This is a genomic window from Pseudomonas sp. GV105 (genome assembly GCF_003058185.1).
Lineage (GTDB): Bacteria > Pseudomonadota > Gammaproteobacteria > Pseudomonadales > Pseudomonadaceae > Aquipseudomonas > Aquipseudomonas veronii.
Window position 1 is genome coordinate 790,866 of record NZ_QBUF01000001.1, and the last position, 17,413, is coordinate 808,278.

Here is a 17,413-nt window from a genome sequence, read left to right on the forward strand (position 1 = left end):
TCTGGCGGGCAGCAACTATAGTTGTTCAACGCCCCCTTTCTGGAGAGTCCCGACCATGCAAGCCATCCGCAGCATCCTGGTGGTCCTTGAGCCCGAGCATTCGGAAAGCCTGGCCCTCAAACGCGCCAAACTGATCGCCGGGACTACCGGCGCGCGCCTGCACCTGCTGGTGTGCGACAAGAAACATGAGCATTCGGCGCTGTTGAGCCTGCTCAAGTCCGGCCTGACCGAAGACGGCTACAGCGTCACCACCGAACAGGCGTGGAATACCAGCCTGTATGAAACCATCATCGAGGTGCAGCTGGCCGAAGGCTGTGGCCTGGTGATCAAACAGCACTACCCCGACAGCCCGCTGAAAAAGGCGCTGCTGACCCCGGCCGACTGGAAGCTGTTGCGCTACTGCCCGGTGCCGGTGCTGCTGGTCAAGACAGCAACCCCATGGAGCGGCGGCGTCATTCTCGCCGCCATCGATGTAGGCAATACCGACACCGAGCATCGCGCGCTGCACCACATGATCATCGACTACGGCTTCGACATCGCCAGCCTGGCCAAGGCGTCACTGCATGTCATCAGCGCCCATCCATCGCCAATGCTCTCGGCCGGCGACCCGGTGTTTCAGCTCAAGGAAACCATCGAGGCACGTTATCGCGAGCAGTGCAAGGCATTCCAGGCCACGTTCGATATCGACGACGCCCACCTGCATATCGAAGAAGGCCCGGCGGATGTGCTGATTCCCCATGCCGCCTACACCTTGAAAGCCGCAGTGACGATCATCGGCACCGTGGCACGCACCGGGCTGACCGGCGCGCTGATCGGCAATACGGCGGAAGTGGTGCTCGATGCGCTGGAAAGCGATGTGTTGGTGCTCAAGCCCGAGGCACTGACGGATCAACTGGAAAAGCTGGCCAACAAAGCCTGATCGTCAGGCGCCCAACACATCCTTGAGAAACCCCGGCGCAATATAGCGCTGGTAGTGCGCCTCGGACAGGATGAAAAACTCACGGTCGATGGCATCGCGCAGCTGCGGCAGGTTCCACTCGCGGAACTCCGGCAGCAGCACCATGCCATAGGCCTCCAGGTTGGAAATCACCCGTGCCCCGCGGGCGATCAACTGGTAGGCCCAGCAGTACTCGGACTGGTGCGGCACAAAGCGGATCTTGCGTTGCTCCAGCTGGCTGCGCAGGGTCTTGGGGTCGAAAACCTCCAGCTTGCCGGCCATGACCTGCACCAACAATTGCTCGAGCCGCAGCCACACCGCACGTTTTTCTTCTTCGTTATAGCCGTTCCACTGGATTACTTCGTGGTGGAAACGCTTGCAGCCGCGACACACGAGGTCACCGTAAACCGTGGAGCACAGGCCTACGCAGGGGGTCTTGATGGCTTGGTTGGACATGGGCGGCAACACGCAAATCAGCGAAACAGGGCGCCATGTTAGCCCTTTGTCTAAGGTTGATCACCCAGCAAACTTGGCTTGGCAACTTACGTTTAGATTTTTTTTGCCGTAGAATCATCCGGCCTTATAAGGCGCCAATAATCCGCTGGAAGCTGTTTTCAAAGCGTCACGAGCACAGTCGTTCCTTCAGAACGGTGTTGGCGATGGTCAATGACCCGGCAGGTCAAGCCAGCGCCAACCCTCATCAGCTCCGTTCTGCAGGCGTAAAACTTTGAAAGCAGCTTCTGTGAGGAATGTCGGCAGCGCTGGCTTTGGGGCCCAAAAAGCCCCCGAGCGCATGCGTGCCGTTCATTTCTGGATGAGCGTCCCGTGGGACCACTGATGAGGGTAATAACTGTGCTTGAAGCCTACCGCAAACATATCGAAGAGCGTGCAGCCCTGGGTATTGTTCCCCAGCCGCTTAATGCCGAACAAACCGCAGGCCTGGTCGAGCTGCTGAAAAATCCCCCGGCTGGCGAAGAAGAATTCCTCGTTGACCTGATCACCAACCGCATTCCACCAGGCGTTGACGAAGCTGCCTACGTCAAAGCCGGTTTCCTGTCTGCCCTGGCCAAGGGCGAAGCCACTTCTCCCCTGATCGACAAGAAACGCGCCGTTGAACTGCTTGGCACCATGCAAGGCGGCTACAACATCGTGACCCTGGTCGAGCTGCTCGACAACGCCGAACTGGCGCCTGTTGCCGCCGCTCAACTCAAGCACACCCTGCTGATGTTCGATGCGTTCCACGACGTGGCTGAAAAAGCCAAGGCCGGCAACGCACACGCCAAGGCCGTGATCCAGTCCTGGGCCGACGGCGAGTGGTTCAAGAACCGTCCGACCCTGGCCGACAAGATCAGCCTGCGCGTGTTCAAGGTTTCCGGCGAAACCAACACCGACGACCTGTCGCCTGCGCCGGACGCCTGGTCCCGCCCTGACATCCCGCTGCACGCCCTGGCCATGCTGAAAATGGCTCGCGACGGCATCGTGCCGGACGAGCAAGGCAAGACCGGCCCGATGAAGCAGATCGAAGAAATGCGCGGCCAAGGCTTCCCGATCGCCTACGTCGGTGACGTGGTCGGTACCGGTTCGTCGCGTAAATCGGCAACCAACTCCGTACTGTGGTTCTTCGGCGACGACGTTCCTTACGTGCCGAACAAGCGCGCCGGTGGTTTCTGCTTCGGCAGCAAGATCGCTCCGATCTTCTACAACACCATGGAAGATGCTGGCGCACTGCCGATCGAATTCGACGTCACCAACATGAACATGGGCGACGTGATCGACCTGTACCCGCATGCTGGCAAAGTCTGCAAGCACGGTACCGATGAAGTCCTGACCACCTTCGAAATGAAGACCCCGGTGCTGTTGGACGAAGTCCGTGCCGGCGGCCGTATCCCGCTGATCATCGGCCGTGGCCTGACCGAGAAGGCGCGTGCCGAACTGGGTCTGCCACCGTCCGACCTGTTCAAGAAGCCGGAAGCTCCGGCCGAAAGCACCAAGGGTTTCACCCTGGCGCAGAAGATGGTCGGCAAGGCATGCGGCGTGACTGGCGTTCGTCCAGGCACCTACTGCGAGCCTAAGATGACCACCGTGGGTTCCCAGGACACCACCGGTCCTATGACCCGTGACGAACTGAAAGACCTGGCATGCCTGGGCTTCTCGACCGATCTGGTGATGCAGTCTTTCTGCCACACCGCGGCGTATCCTAAGCCGATCGACGTAACCACCCACCACACCCTGCCTGACTTCATCATGACCCGTGGCGGCGTGTCGCTGCGCCCAGGCGACGGCATCATCCACAGCTGGCTGAACCGCATGCTGCTGCCGGACACCGTCGGTACCGGTGGTGACTCCCACACCCGTTTCCCGATGGGCATTTCGTTCCCGGCCGGTTCCGGCCTGGTAGCGTTCGCCGCAGCCACTGGCGTGATGCCACTGGACATGCCGGAATCGATCCTGGTGCGCTTCAAAGGCAAAATGCAACCTGGCATCACCCTGCGTGACCTGGTTCATGCCATTCCTTACTACGCGATCCAGGCTGGCCTGCTGACCGTAGAGAAGAAAGGCAAGAAGAACGCCTTCTCCGGCCGCATCCTGGAAATCGAAGGCCTGGACAACCTGAGCATCGAACAAGCTTTCGAGCTGTCCGACGCCTCGGCTGAACGTTCGGCTGCCGGTTGCACCATCAAGCTGTCGAAAGAGTCGATCACCGAGTACCTGAACTCCAACATCACCCTGCTGCGCTGGATGATCGGCGAAGGCTACGGCGATGCACGTACCCTGGAACGTCGCGCCCAAGCGATGGAAGCCTGGGTTGCCAACCCGGAGCTGATGGTGGCCGATGCCGACGCGGAATACGCCGAAATCATCGAGATCGACCTGGCCGACATCAAGGAGCCTGTGCTCTGCGCGCCAAACGACCCGGACGACGCCCGTCTGCTGTCCAGCGTTGCTGGCGAGAAGATCGACGAAGTGTTCATCGGTTCGTGCATGACCAACATCGGTCACTTCCGCGCTGCCGGTAAACTGCTGGATCAGGTCAAGGGTCAGCTGCCAACCCGTCTGTGGCTGTCGCCGCCGACCAAGATGGACGCTCACCAACTGACCGAAGAAGGCTACTACGGCATCTACGGCAAGGCTGGCGCGCGCATGGAAATGCCGGGCTGCTCGCTGTGCATGGGTAACCAGGCACGTGTAGAACCGAATTCGACCGTCGTGTCGACTTCGACCCGTAACTTCCCGAACCGTCTGGGCGATGGCGCCAACGTCTACCTGGCTTCGGCCGAGCTGGCGTCGGTGGCTTCGATCCTGGGTCGCCTGCCGACCGTCGAGGAGTACATGGAATACGCCGCGAAGATCAACACCATGGCCAGCGATGTGTATCGCTACCTGAGTTTCGATCAGATCGCCGAGTTCCGTGAAAGCGCTGCAAACGCCAACATCCCGGTGCTGCAAGCCTAAGGGTGTGTTGATGTAAAGGACGCCGCGTATCGCAAGATACGCGGCGTTTTTTATGCCTGGGGATGGCTGTGCAACGCCAGTTGCACCGCACCATCGACGCTCAAGCCGCTGAGCAACACCTCGGGCGCCTGGGCCTCGGGCAGCGCCTGCAAGACTTCATGGGCGTCATGGCGCACCCGCGCCAGCACCAGTTGCTTGCCCTCCCCGCGCACCTGGGCAAAAAAGGCGGCCAGCGCTTCGACGCTGGTGCCGTCGAGGTCGGGGGATTCTTCCAGGCTCAACACCACCGTCTGCGCGGATGACTGACGCATCAGGCGCAGGGCGGCGCCGAGGATGCGCTCGGCATTCGCAAAAAACAGCGCCTCGCTTGGCCGTATGATCAACACGCCGGGAACGGTCAGCGCATCGGCATGGTGTTGACGGTCCACGAAGTCATGAGTGTCGCCCAGGCGCCCAAGCACCTGGATATCCGCCGCCGACATCTGGCGCAACATCAACACCACGCTGATCCCGACCGACAACAACAAGCCATCCAGCACGCCGAGCACCAGCACCGCCGCCACCGCACACACCACCAGCAAACGGTCGCGTCGCCACAGGAAGTAACGCCCCAGGGGCTGCAGGCTCAAACCCCGGCCCAGGGCATAGATGACCACCGCCGCCAACACCGGCTCCGGCGTGAGCGCAACATACGGCAGCACCGTCAACACAATCACCAGGATCACCAGCGCCGCGACGATCCCCGCCAAACGCGAATAGGCGCCAGCCGCCTCATTCGCCGAGGTCGCCGAATACCCGGCGCCCGTCGGCATGCCGTGGAACAACCCAGACACCAGGTTGGCCGCGCCCAGCGCCAGCAAGTCGCGGTTGGACGACACCCGGTCGCCGTGCTTGAGAGCGAACGAACTGATGGACCCGTAGGACTCAGCGTACAAAATCATGACCAACGCAAACGCCAACTCGCCCAGGCGCAGCCAATCGGCAAACGGCAGTACCGGCAAATGCCCCAGCTCCAGGCGCAGGTCGATCAGGCCGATCAGCGCGACGCCGTGGGCCTGCAGGTTCAGGCCCTGGCCGGCAATAACGCCGAGCACGATCACCACCAGCCCGCCGGGCAGGCGCGGAACGCGGGCGCATAACCACAACACCAACAAGGCCACCGCAGCCACCAGCGCGGCGGGCCAGTTCCAGTGCGGCAGCTGCTCCAGCAACTGCGGCAGGAAGCGGATCAGGTTGTTATCGGTCAGGTGGACGCCCACCACACTGGCCAGTTGCTTGAGGATGATGGTCAGCGCCAGGCCGAAGGCAAACCCACGCAACACCGGCTTGGCAATAAACGAAGTGACGCCACCGAGCTTGAACAGCCCGGCCAGCAGAAAAAACACGCCAATGATCAGCACCAGCCCGAAGGCCAGGGACAGCCTCAGCGCCGGGTCATCCCCCGCCAGGCTGGCCGTTGCCGCCGCCAACACCGCTGCCGACGACGAAGTCGCCGAGACGATCGCGAAACGGCTGGTGCCGAACAGGCCGTAGCACACCAGCCCGGCAAACAAGGCAATCACACCGGCCTGGGGCGGGAGCGCGGCAATGCTGGAATAGGCCACCGCCTCCGGCAACAGCAAACCGGCAATCGATAAGCCGGCAATTATGTCCTGGGTTCGCTTCGACGCAACGACAACGGGCGTATCGGTTTCAGTTTTCAATCGGCCCCATCCATCCTGGCTAAAAATGTGTTCCAGCTTAGCGCCCATTGCCGCGCGGCGGTTGCGCCGCGTCAGGTTTTCCGAGCGAAAAAAAGGCCGACTCGCCACGCGTGCGAATCGGCCCTGTTCGGTGCAGCGTGCGGTCAGGAGAGCAGCGAGTAAATCAGCGCAGTAATCGCCACCAGGCCGACCGCCGTGACAAACACGTTGGACGCCTGCCCGCGGTACTTGGCCATCGCCGGCACCTTGCGGATCGCGTACATCGGCATCAGGAACAGGATCGACGCAATGATCGGCCCGCCCAATGTCTCGATCATGCGAAGGATGCTCGGATTGAGCGTGGCGACGATCCAGCACACCACCAACATGAAGGCGGCGGTCATGCGGTCCAGGGTCTTCGGTGCCGGACGCCGGCCGGTTTTCGCGACCAGGCCCTTGAGGCCTTCACTGGCGCCGATGTAATGGCCCAGGAACGACTTGGCAATCGCCACGAACGCAATCAGCGGCGCGGCGAAGGCGATGGTCCGGTTGTCGAAGTGGTTGGCCAGGTACGACAGGATCGACAGGTTCTGTGCTTTCGCTTCAGCCAGTTGCGCCGGCGACAGGGTCAGCACGCAACTGAACACGAAGAACAGCACCATCGCCACCATCAACAGGTGCGCGCGCGACAGGATCTGCGAACTGCGCTCATCGGCATGCGCGCCGTACTGGCGCTTCTGGTCCACCGCAAAGGCCGAGATGATCGGCGAATGGTTGAACGAGAACACCATCACCGGAATCGCCAGCCACAAGGTGTTGAGCAACGCCGAAGGTGCCGGCACCACGTTGGCGGTGCTGAGGATGCCACCGTTCCAGTGCGGGATCAGGTACACCGCCAGGAACAGCAAGGCGACGATGAACGGGTACACCATCAGGCTCATGGCCTTGACGATCGCCTGTTCCCCACAACGCACCACGGCCAGCAGGCCGAGGATCAGCACAAAGGCCAGGATCGCCCGTGGCGGCGGCATGATGTGCAACTGGTGCTCCATGAAGCTGCCGACGGTATTGGTCAGCGCCACGCTGTAGATCAGCAGGATCGGGAAAATCGCCAGGAAGTACAGCAAGGTGATCAGCGCGCCGGCCTTGACGCCGAAGTGCTCTTCGACCACGTCGGTGATGTCGGAACCTTCACGGCCGGACAGCACGAAACGCGTCAGGCCACGGTGGGCAAAGAACGTCATCGGGAAGGCCAGCAGCGCCAGGATCACCAGCGGCCAGAAGCCGCCGAGGCCAGCGTTGATAGGTAGAAACAAAGTGCCGGCACCAATCGCCGTGCCAAACAAGCCAAGCATCCAGGTGGTGTCCTGACGACTCCAGCTTGTAAGGATTACAGGTGTCGTGACATAGCGTTCGTCGACGCTATTGGCCTGATCATTCATCCGGTCGGATCTCCGCATTTCCACAGCCGGCACGAGTCAGAAAAACCTGACAGGCAGCGCCCCGGCTATAACAGGGGCGCGATTGTCCGGGATTCTTTTAAATAAGCAAAGGCTTAGCTGAGGAATGGTTAAGCGGTGCAGAGGCTCAAGGACGAGGTTGTCGGCTATTTTTTGCGCGTTTGGCGTGAAGAGCCCCCTGGGTAGTCGCGTGTCAGACGAGTCCCTTGTGGATGCCCGAAACATCGTCACGCCTTATAAGAAGTTGCCTGCGACGCTTGACAGCCAAACTTATGCCCCAGCATGATCGGTCATGAACCTTTTTCAGCAGCACCTCACCCGCACCACCACCACGACCGCTTCTGGCGGGTCGTGCGGTTGCTGTGGGTGCTTGAACTAGACACCTCACGGATTCAACCCAAGGCCCCGCCAGCAATGGACGGGGCCTTTTTTATTGCGCCGCCATCCGGCACGCGAAAGGAGCAACACCATGGCTGACGCCCTGCTGATCATCGATATGCAAACCGGCCTGTACGCTGGCCCGGAGCACCCCTTCGAACGCGAACGGGTGCTGCAGACCATCAACCAACTGATCGGGCGCGCGCGCCACGCCGGCGCACCGATCTTCGTCGCCCGCCACACAGGCCCGGCGGGCTCCGCGATTGCTGCGGGCAGCCCGTATTGGCAGGTGTGGCATGAGCTGGATGTCGACGAGGCGCGTGACCAGTTCTTCAATAAAACCCGGCCCAGTTGTTTCCTCGGCACCGATCTGGCGCAGCGACTGCGCGCGATGCAGCTCAATGAGCTGGTGATTGTCGGGATGAAAACCCAATTCTGCATCGATACCACTTGCCGCATCGCAGTCGAACTGGGGTTCTCGGTGATACTGCCCGAAGACGGCCACACCTGCATGGACACTGCAACGCTGTCGGCGGCGGCGATCATCGAACATCACAATGCCACGTTGGCCGGGGCGTTTGTGCAACGCGTGAGCGCCGCCGCGATCAGTTTCTGACAACGCAAATACCGTAGGGGGCACGCGTCGCCCCCAACACCTGCAAGCTCGGCCCTACGACGATTTTTCTGCCACGGCAAAGCGATTTTGCTGACAAATCCCGCATACTCTTGCTCTCAAAACCTTCAGGAAGAGCCGTCCGATGACAACCACTGTTCTGGTCCTGGTCGAAACCATCAACGAATACCTGCCCATCATCGAAAGCAATGACTTTCATGTGATCCTGGCACCGACGCCCGCCGAACGCGCCCAGGCCATCAAGGCCCACGGCGGGCAGATCAAGGCCGTACTGACGCGTGGCCCGCTGGGCCTGTATGCCGAAGAAATCGCCGCGCTGCCGTTGCTGGAGATCATCTGCGTGATCGGTGCCGGCTATGAGCATGTCGACCTGCAGGCGGCAAGCAACCGCGGGATCGTGGTGACCAACGGTGCCGGGGTGAACGCGCCTTCGGTGGCGGACCACGCCATGGCCTTGCTGCTGTCATTGGTGCGCGGCATTCCGCAAACGGACGCGGCAGTGCGCCACGGCGAGTGGCCCAAGGTGATGCGCCCTTCCCTGGGCGGCAAGCAACTGGGGATTCTCGGCCTCGGCGCGGTGGGCCTGGAGATCGCCAAGCGCGCCGCCCTCGGGTTCGGCATGCAGGTGAGTTACCACAACCGCCAGCCGCGCGATGACGTGGACTACATCTATTGCTCGACCGCCGTGGAGCTGGCACACAGCTCGGACTTCCTGATCCTGGCCACGCCCGGCGGCCCGGGCACGCGCCACTTGATCGATCGGCATGCCCTGGATGCATTGGGGCCGAACGGCTACCTGGTGAATATCGGCCGTGGCAGCGTGGTGGTGACCGCCGACCTGGTCGCCGCCCTGGAACAACGGCGTATCGGCGGCGCGGCACTGGATGTGTTCGACGACGAGCCCAAGGTGCCCGATGCCCTCAAGCGCCTGAGCAATACCGTGCTGACCTCCCATGTGGCCGGGCTGTCGCCGGAAGCCGCGCACGATACGGTGCAGCGGGTGGCCGACAACCTGCTGGAGTACTTCGCCGGCCGGCCGGTGCTGACGCCGGTCGCCTTGCCCCCGCCCGAAAAATGACCGATCAGGCACGCTGATCATCATCCAACACGCGAACCTATTAAGCCGCCCCGACCTTGTGGCCGGGCGGCTGGGCGCATTAGATTAGCCAATAGTCCGAGGCCTTTAGAATAAGCAGAAGGGATAAGCATGGCGCTGAACGACCAATCGACCCAGATCCGCCCAGGCGAAGAACTTGATGCCAGCCTGATCGATCCCTACCTCAAGGCCCATATCCCGGGCCTGAGCGGCACGTTCAAGATCAGCCAGTTCCCCGGCGGCGCGTCCAACCTGACCTACCTGCTGGAATACCCGGGCCAGGAATTCGTGCTGCGCCGCCCGCCGTTCGGGCACAAGGCCAAATCGGCCCATGACATGGGCCGCGAGTTCCGCATTCTCAATCAGCTGAAAGACGGCTTTCCCTACTGCCCCAAGGCCTACGTGCATTGCACCGATGAATCGGTGATCGGCGCCGAGTTCTATGTGATGGAGCGCGTCAACGGCATCATCCTGCGCTCCGACCTGCCGGCCGAACTGGGCCTGGACGCGAGCAAGACCGAAGCGCTGTGCAAAAGCTTTATCGACAAGTTCGTCGAACTGCATCAAGTGGACTACAACGCCTGCGGCCTGGCCGACCTGGGCAAGCCCGAGGGGTACGTGGAACGCCAGATCCGCGGCTGGAGCGACCGCTACGAAAAAGCCCTGACCCCCGACGCACCTCGCTGGGAGGCCGTGCGCGCCTGGCTCAACGACAAGATGCCGGCCGACCATCCCACTTCCAGCATCGTGCATAACGACTACCGCTTCGACAACGTGATCCTCGACCCGCACAACCCGATGCAGATCATCGGCGTGCTGGACTGGGAGTTGACCACCCTCGGCGACCCGCTGATGGACCTGGGCAACACCCTCGCCTACTGGATCGAAGCCGCCGACCCGGCGCCCGTGCAACTGATGCGCCGCCAGCCGAGCAACGCGCCGGGCATGCTCACGCGTCGCCAGTTCGTCGACTATTACGCCGAGCGCGCCGGCCTTGAGATCGACAATTTCGACTTCTACTACACCTACGGCCTGTTCCGCCTGGCCGGCATCGTGCAGCAGATCTACTACCGTTTTTTCCATGGACAGACCCAGGACAAACGCTTTGCGCAGTTCATTCAGATGAACAAGCTGCTGGAGCAGATGAGCCTGAATGTCATCGGCAAATCCGCCCTCTGATCGACCGAGCCAAGACCCACAAGGAACCCCCATGTCCAAGACCAACCTGTTCGACCTCGACGGCAAGATCGCTTTTGTCTCCGGCGCCAGCCGTGGCATCGGTGAGGCCATCGCCAAGTTGCTGGCCCAGCAAGGCGCCCACGTGATCGTGTCCAGCCGTAAGCTGGAAGGCTGCCAGCACGTAGCGGATGCGATCATCGCCGACGGCGGCAAGGCCACTGCGGTTGCCTGCCATATCGGTGAAATGGAGCAGATCAGCCAGGTCTTCGCCGGCATCCGCGAGCAGTTCGGCCGCCTGGACATCCTGGTCAACAACGCCGCGACCAACCCGCAATTCTGCAACGTGCTGGACACCGACCTGGGCGCCTTCCAGAAAACCGTGGATGTGAATATTCGCGGCTACTTCTTCATGTCGGTGGAAGCCGGCAAGCTGATGCGCGAAAACGGCGGCGGCAGCATCATCAACGTGGCCTCGATCAACGGCATCTCGCCGGGCGTGTTCCAGGGCATCTACTCGGTGACCAAGGCCGCGGTGATCAACATGACCAAGGTGTTCGCCAAGGAATGCGCTGAATTCGGCATCCGCTGCAACGCCCTGCTGCCGGGCCTGACCGACACCAAGTTCGCCTCGGCGCTGGTGAAGAACGACGCGATCCTGAAAATGGCCCTGGCGCAGATCCCGCTCAAGCGCGTGGCGGACCCGAGCGAGATGGCCGGCGCGGTGCTCTACCTGGCCAGCGATGCATCCAGCTACACCACCGGGGTGTCGCTGAACGTGGACGGTGGTTTCCTGTCCTAACCACATAAGCAGCACAATCCGCAGGTGGGAGCAGGCCCGCTCCCACTTTTTTTATCGCGTTGTCATACAGCCCCTTTGGAGCAAACGTCGCCAGCGAGTAGTCTTGGACCGACTCAGCCCCTCAGGAAAAACATGGAACTGCACGTGATCATCAACGGCCGCAAGGACCTGGCCGAACAGCTTTACCAGCAACTGCGCGAAGCCATCGACTCCGGCCGCCTGGCCGCCGGGGCGCAACTGCCGCCCAGCCGCCTGCTGGCCGCGCAACTGGGCGTGTCACGCAAGACCGTGTCCGACACCTACGCCCCCCTGACCTACGAAGGCCTGCTGGTGGGCAAGATCGGACGCGGCACGTTCGTCAACAGCCGCACTCCGCCGACCGAACGCCTGCAAACCGCCACCGACCTGGCCTGCGCCGCCAACCTGGCGAAGTGGCAGGCACTGCCCTCGCCCATGCATCACCCCACGCGCGACAGTGCCCTGCGCTACGAGTTCCTCGGCGGCGCCACCAGCCGCCACCAATTCCCCCAGGACGAATGGCGACGCTGCACCCAGGACGCCCTGCGCCGTATTGCCCAGAACAGTGGCCTCTACAGCCAGACCGAAGGCCTGCTGGCGTTGCGCAGCGCCATCGCCGGGCACATTGCGTTTTCCCGTGGGGTCAAATGCAGCGCCGACGACATCGTGGTCACCAACGGCGCGCAGCAGGCTCTCGACCTGATCGCCCGCGTCGTGCTGGAGCCGGGCAGCATCGTCGCCATGGAAGACCCCGGCTACACCCCGGCGCGCCAGTTGTTCATGGCGATGGGGGCAAACGTCATAGGGGTGCCCGTCGACGATCAGGGCATTCAGGTCGAGCGGATCCCCGACGGTGCGCGGCTGATCTATGCGACACCGTCCCACCAGTTCCCCCTCGGCATGCCCATGAGCCAGGCACGCCGCGAAGCCCTGCTGGCCCGTGCGTTCGAGCTGGGGGCGATGGTTATCGAAGACGACTACGACAGCGAATTCCGTTACGAAGGCCGTCCCACCGACTCCCTGCAAAACATGGACACCCGAGGCGTGGTGACTTACGTCGGCACCTTCTCCAAAACCCTGCTGCCGGAGTTGCGCCTGGGCTATGCGGTACTGCCGCCAGCCCTTTATGGCGCGGTGCTCAAGGCCAAGCAATTGACCGATCAACACAGCTCCACCTTGCCGCAATGGGCGTTAGCCAAGTTCATCAGCGAAGGCTATCTGCTCAAGCATATTCGCCGCTGCCACAGCGTGTATGCCGGGCGCCGCGAGCGCATCCTGCAGCGCCTGGCGGGCGACCTGGCGCCGTGGTTCGAAGCGGTGCCCACCGTGGCCGGCTTTCATATGGCGGCCCTGTGCAAGGTGCCGGTGAATATTGCGTTGTTGATGCAGCTGGCACGCCAGGTCGACGTGGGCCTGTACCCGCTCGACGTGTTTTTTCACGACACGCCGGTACGCCCGGGCCTGATCATCGGCTTCGGCGCGATCGAAACCCTGGACATCGACCCGGCCCTGGACAAGGTGCGCGACATTCTCCAGCAGATTGGCTAGAGGTTTTTCGGCTGGATTGGTCATTGGTCGGCGGGAGCACGCGGCGTAGGGTGAAGACCTCTCGAACGACTCGGAAACTCGCCATGAAACGCTCACTCGCAACCGCCCTGATACTGGCCTCGTTCAGTGCCTTCGCCCATGAACCGGTGTACAACCAGGAGTCGATCAAGGTTCTGCAAGAGCACGCCCTGAGCAACGTGCCCGGCAAGAAAACCATCATGCTGAGCGTCGATTACGCCGCGGGCCAGGCCACCGTGCCCCACAGCCATACCGGCACTGCCGTGGCTTACGTGCTGGAGGGCGCGATTACGTCGCGGGTCAACGATGAACCGGCGATCACCTACACGGCCGGCCAGTCATTCTACGAGCCGGCGGGCTCGCGGCACTTCGAGTCGAGCAATGCCAGCCAGACCCGACCGGCGAAACTGCTGGTGGTGATGGTGCTGGATGACAAGGCTGAGGTGCTCACCCCTCTGGCGCACGAATAGCACCGCTGCGAGACTCAAGGGCGATTGAATCGACGGCGCAGTGCTTCAATCGGCTCGCGGCAGGCACAACCTTCAAGATGGTCATTGACCATCCCCGTCGCCTGCATCAACGCATACATCGTGGTCGGCCCCACGTAGGTCCACCCGCGTTTCTTCAAGGCCTTCGACAAGCGCACCGAAGCCGGTGACGTCGGGTTGGCGCGCCAATACGCCAGATCCACCCGCGCCGGGCGTTCGTCAGGCGTCGGTTCAAACGACCATAGCCATTTCGCCAACGAACCGCTTTCCGCCACCAACTCGCACGCCCTGCGCGCATTGTTGAGGGTCGAGACGATCTTCGCGCGGTTGCGCACAATGCCAGGGTCAGCCATCAGGCGTTCGATATCCGCTTCGCCGTACTGCGCCACACGGCGGAAATCAAAACCGTCGAACGCCCGCCGAAAATGCTCGCGCTTGCGCAGGATGGTGATCCACGCCATCCCCGCCTGAAACCCCTCCAGGCAAATCTTCTCGTACAACTGAATGTCATCCGCCACCGGCACGCCCCATTCATGGTCGTGGTAATGCGGATATTCCGGCGCAGCGGTACGCCAACTGCAATGGGTCAGCCCTGCGTCGTTGGTGCTCAGTCCTGGTTTGTCCATCCGTCACCTCGCGTACTCAGCGGCGGATGATAAGCGAAAAAATTTGCGCCCCGTCAACCGCTCAAGCACCGCCCTCGCAGAGCAACTGGTCAGACCGCAACCGGACAAGCCGCGAAAATCACTTGTGACCTGGAAAAAACCCAGCGTAGACTGGCCACGCACTGGACTTACCGGTATGACCACAACAATTAAGCCCTGGACCCACCAGGGCACCGAATAGAGATCCCTCCCATGTTCAGATGGTGCTCGCGTTCGATTTTCCTGCAAGTCGTGATCGGTCTGATGCTCGGCATCCTCTGCGGCCTGGCCCTTCCCGAATTCTCCTCGCAACTCAAACCCCTGGGTGACGGTTTCATCAAACTGATCAAGATGTTGATTGGCCTGATCGTGTTCTGCGTGGTGGTCAGCGGTATCTCCGGCGCCGGCGACTTGAAAAAGGTCGGGCGCATCGGCCTCAAGTCGGTGATCTATTTCGAAGTGCTGACCACCGTCGCCCTGGTGATCGGCCTGCTCATGGCCTTCAGCACCGGCATCGGCAGCGGTGCGAATATCCACCTGGAGCAATTGTCCTCCGCCGGCTTGCATGAACTGGCCGACAAGGGCCAACACATCAAGGGCACCAGCCAGTTCCTGATGGACCTGATCCCCAACTCGGTGATCGGTGCATTTGCCGACAACAACGTGCTGCAAGTGCTGCTGTTCTCGGTGCTGTTCGGCAGCGCCTTGAACCTGGTGGGTGAAGCGGCGTCGGGCATTTCGCGGCTGATCAACGAGCTGAGTCACGTGATCTTCCGCATCATGGGCATGATCGTGCGCCTGGCGCCGATCGGCGTGTTCGGCGCGATCGCCTTTACCACCAGCACCTACGGCCTGGACTCACTGCAGCACCTGGGCAGCCTGGTAGGCCTGTTCTACCTGACCTGCTTTATGTTTGTCGGGGTGATCCTCGGCCTGGTGATGCGCCTGTCCGGCCTGCGCATGCTGCCGCTGCTCAAGTACCTGCGCGAAGAGCTGCTGATCGTGATGGGCACCGCCTCGTCCGACGCGGTGCTGCCACAGATCATGCGTAAACTGGAACACTTGGGCATCGGCAGTTCCACCGTGGGCCTGGTGATTCCGACAGGCTATTCGTTCAACCTCGACGGTTTCTCGATCTATCTGACCCTGGCCATCGTGTTTATCGCCAACGCTACCGGCACACCGCTGTCGATGACCGACTTGCTGACCATCCTGCTGGTATCGTTGATCACCTCCAAGGGCGCCCATGGCATTCCGGGGTCAGCGCTGGTGATTCTGGCGGCGACACTCACGGCCATCCCGGCGATTCCGGTGGTCGGCCTGGTGCTGGTATTGGCGGTGGATTGGTTCATGGGCATCGGCCGTGCATTGACCAACCTGATCGGCAACTGCGTCGCCACCGTGGCCATTGCGCGCTGGGAAAAAGACATCGATATCCAGCGCGCCAACAAGGTACTCGCCGGCCAGCAGGGTTATGCGTTCCAGGCTAAAAAGCCGGTAGTGCCCGCGCACCAGGAGTTCTGACCCATTGGCATGAGCGACACAGATCACCAGTGGGAAGGAGCTTGCTCTCTCCCACACTCAATCGTCGCCTTTGTGGCAATTGTATTCGCAACATCAAGGAGCAATCGACGTGGTCACCCCCTCAACCGTCGTCAATTCAGTCGTAGAAAAACTCCGCGCCTCCCTGGCGCGGGGCCAGTGGCGGCGCGGTGAAATGCTGCCCGGTCAGCGTGAACTGGCCGAACAGCTGGGCATCAGCCGCCCCAGCCTGCGTGAAGCCGTGATCGTGCTGGAAACCCTCGGCCTGGTGCGCTCGATGCCCGGCAAAGGCGTGGTGGTGCTCGAAACCCACGTCAACGAGGCGCAATCGAGCGACGCCGTGGCCGACGCCAGCCTCGAAGATATCCTGCAACTGCGCTACACCCTCGAACCGTTTATTGTCGGCCTGGTAGCCCAATCCATCAGCAGCAAAGAGGTTGGCCAACTGCGCCTGACCCTGATGGACATGCGCGAAGCCCTCGACGCTGGCGACGCCGAAGCCGGGATGAATGCCTACATTGCCTTCCACGAAGAACTGTTCGCCCTCACCTCCAACCCGATCTTCCAGAACGTGGTGCAACAAACCAGCAACGCTCTCAAGCAAAGCGCACAGGTGCTGCGCAACTCCCCGGAACACCTGGCAGAACGCCTGCAGGAAAACGATGCCGTGGTGCGCGCCATCCGCAACAAGAACAGCGCCCTGGCCAGTGCCGAAATGCGCAAGCACATCCTCCAGGAAGGCCTGCGCATGGGCATTCGCTTGACCATCCCGGACGACCATCTGGGCAGTTGATTTTTGGAGACCGGCCATGACCGCCCACGCCTTGCCACGCGACCTGCCCATCACCGGCCTGCCCGCCATGTGCCTGGTGGCCGGTAAAAAGCCCTCGGTGAATGACATCTACCCACGGCTGTTCGACGCCATTCTCGAACAGCGCATCGCCCCGTCCACCCGGTTGACCGAGGAAAGCCTGGGCCAAACCTTCGGAGTGAGCCGCAGCGTGATTCGCCGGGTGTTGGCCAAGTTGTCGCACCAGCACGTGATCATCCTGCGCCCCAACCAGCGCGCCCAGGTAGCCGCACCGGATGCCCAGCAAACGCGGCAGATTCTGGAAGCGCGGCGGTTGACGGAGATCACGGTGGTACAACTGGCCTGCGCCCAGGCCACACCGATGCAGATCCGCCAGTTGCGCGAGTTGATTGCCCGCGAGCGTGATTGTATTGAACGCGACCAGCGTGGGCCGGCGATTCGCTTGTCGGGGGAGTTTCATCTGCAATTGGCGGCGATGGCGGGGAATGCGCCGTTGGCGCAGTTTCTCAACAGCCTGGTGCCGTTGACGTCGCTGATCATTGCCCAGTACGAGGCGCAAGCCAGCAGCTATTGTGCGTGGCAGGAGCATGTGGCGATTGTCGATGCCATCGAGCAACGGGCCTCTGGCATTGCGGTGAACTTGATGACCCGACACCTGGATCACCTGGAGACCCGACTACTCAAGCACCACTGATCCCAAGTCGATGGCGCTCACAATGAAAAAGG

At 61.8% G+C, this 17,413-nt stretch carries 15 protein-coding genes; 11 read left to right on the forward strand and 4 right to left on the reverse strand.

Going from position 1 to position 17,413, the window contains the following annotated elements:
* The first annotated feature begins 55 nt into the window (after nucleotides 1-55).
* Complete coding sequence (locus C8K66_RS03415; protein WP_108524246.1) at nucleotides 56-919, forward strand: universal stress protein; 864 nt, start codon at nucleotides 56-58, stop codon at nucleotides 917-919.
* A 3-nt stretch (nucleotides 920-922) separates the two neighbouring features.
* Here the strand turns inward: C8K66_RS03415 and C8K66_RS03420 are convergent, their stop codons facing one another.
* The gene (locus C8K66_RS03420; RefSeq protein ID WP_017846467.1) at nucleotides 923-1,393 is read right to left on the reverse strand and encodes a DUF1289 domain-containing protein; all 471 of its coding nucleotides are present in this window, start codon (nucleotides 1,391-1,393) and stop codon (nucleotides 923-925) included.
* Nucleotides 1,394-1,789: 396 nt separating this feature from the next.
* Between C8K66_RS03420 and acnB the strand changes: the two genes are divergently transcribed.
* Entirely contained in the window at nucleotides 1,790-4,390 is a 2,601-nt protein-coding gene (acnB, locus tag C8K66_RS03425; protein WP_017846468.1) for a bifunctional aconitate hydratase 2/2-methylisocitrate dehydratase, read from the forward strand.
* Between the two features lie 50 nt (nucleotides 4,391-4,440).
* On the opposite strand, the gene C8K66_RS03430 is transcribed toward acnB, so the two are convergent.
* Both C8K66_RS03430 and C8K66_RS03435 read right to left on the reverse strand, forming a co-directional pair.
* A complete protein-coding gene (locus tag C8K66_RS03430; RefSeq protein WP_046383647.1) occupies nucleotides 4,441-6,093 on the reverse strand; it encodes a SulP family inorganic anion transporter in 1,653 nt (550 codons plus the stop codon).
* Nucleotides 6,094-6,236: 143 nt separating this feature from the next.
* On the reverse strand, nucleotides 6,237-7,514 hold the full coding sequence (locus C8K66_RS03435) for a serine/threonine transporter (protein WP_057004649.1): 1,278 nt from the start codon (nucleotides 7,512-7,514) through the stop codon (nucleotides 6,237-6,239).
* A gap of 487 nt (nucleotides 7,515-8,001) precedes the next feature.
* On the opposite strand from C8K66_RS03435, the gene C8K66_RS03440 reads away from it, so the two are divergent.
* From C8K66_RS03440 to C8K66_RS03465, 6 genes are all read left to right on the forward strand, one after another.
* A complete protein-coding gene (locus C8K66_RS03440; protein ID WP_108524247.1) occupies nucleotides 8,002-8,526 on the forward strand; it encodes a cysteine hydrolase family protein in 525 nt (174 codons plus the stop codon).
* Nucleotides 8,527-8,668: 142 nt separating this feature from the next.
* Nucleotides 8,669-9,622, forward strand: a complete 954-nt coding sequence (locus C8K66_RS03445) for a 2-hydroxyacid dehydrogenase (RefSeq protein WP_046383648.1) — start codon at nucleotides 8,669-8,671, stop codon at nucleotides 9,620-9,622.
* 129 nt (nucleotides 9,623-9,751) lie between these two features.
* The gene (locus tag C8K66_RS03450) at nucleotides 9,752-10,819 is read left to right on the forward strand and encodes a phosphotransferase family protein (RefSeq protein ID WP_108524248.1); all 1,068 of its coding nucleotides are present in this window, start codon (nucleotides 9,752-9,754) and stop codon (nucleotides 10,817-10,819) included.
* 31 nt (nucleotides 10,820-10,850) lie between these two features.
* Nucleotides 10,851-11,618, forward strand: coding sequence for an SDR family oxidoreductase (locus tag C8K66_RS03455; protein ID WP_017846474.1), 768 nt, complete (start codon nucleotides 10,851-10,853; stop codon nucleotides 11,616-11,618).
* 132 nt (nucleotides 11,619-11,750) lie between these two features.
* On the forward strand, nucleotides 11,751-13,184 hold the full coding sequence (locus C8K66_RS03460) for a PLP-dependent aminotransferase family protein (RefSeq protein ID WP_108524249.1): 1,434 nt from the start codon (nucleotides 11,751-11,753) through the stop codon (nucleotides 13,182-13,184).
* A gap of 83 nt (nucleotides 13,185-13,267) precedes the next feature.
* The gene (locus tag C8K66_RS03465; protein WP_017846476.1) at nucleotides 13,268-13,672 is read left to right on the forward strand and encodes a cupin domain-containing protein; all 405 of its coding nucleotides are present in this window, start codon (nucleotides 13,268-13,270) and stop codon (nucleotides 13,670-13,672) included.
* 14 nt (nucleotides 13,673-13,686) lie between these two features.
* Here C8K66_RS03465 and C8K66_RS03470 read toward each other — a convergent pair whose 3' ends face one another.
* Nucleotides 13,687-14,316, reverse strand: a complete 630-nt coding sequence (locus C8K66_RS03470; protein ID WP_017846477.1) for a DNA-3-methyladenine glycosylase I — start codon at nucleotides 14,314-14,316, stop codon at nucleotides 13,687-13,689.
* A 216-nt stretch (nucleotides 14,317-14,532) separates the two neighbouring features.
* Between C8K66_RS03470 and C8K66_RS03480 the strand changes: the two genes are divergently transcribed.
* The 3 genes from C8K66_RS03480 (at nucleotide 14,533) to C8K66_RS03490 (ending at nucleotide 17,381) form a co-directional block, all read left to right on the forward strand.
* Nucleotides 14,533-15,858: a C4-dicarboxylate transporter DctA gene (locus tag C8K66_RS03480; RefSeq protein ID WP_173677810.1), complete on the forward strand. Its 1,326-nt coding sequence runs from the start codon at nucleotides 14,533-14,535 to the stop codon at nucleotides 15,856-15,858.
* A gap of 109 nt (nucleotides 15,859-15,967) precedes the next feature.
* Nucleotides 15,968-16,669: a FadR/GntR family transcriptional regulator gene (locus C8K66_RS03485; protein WP_017846479.1), complete on the forward strand. Its 702-nt coding sequence runs from the start codon at nucleotides 15,968-15,970 to the stop codon at nucleotides 16,667-16,669.
* Nucleotides 16,670-16,685: 16 nt separating this feature from the next.
* Nucleotides 16,686-17,381 carry a GntR family transcriptional regulator gene (locus C8K66_RS03490; protein WP_017846480.1) on the forward strand — a complete coding sequence of 232 codons (696 nt, stop codon included), beginning with the start codon at nucleotides 16,686-16,688 and terminating at the stop codon, nucleotides 17,379-17,381.
* Nucleotides 17,382-17,413 lie beyond the last annotated feature (32 nt).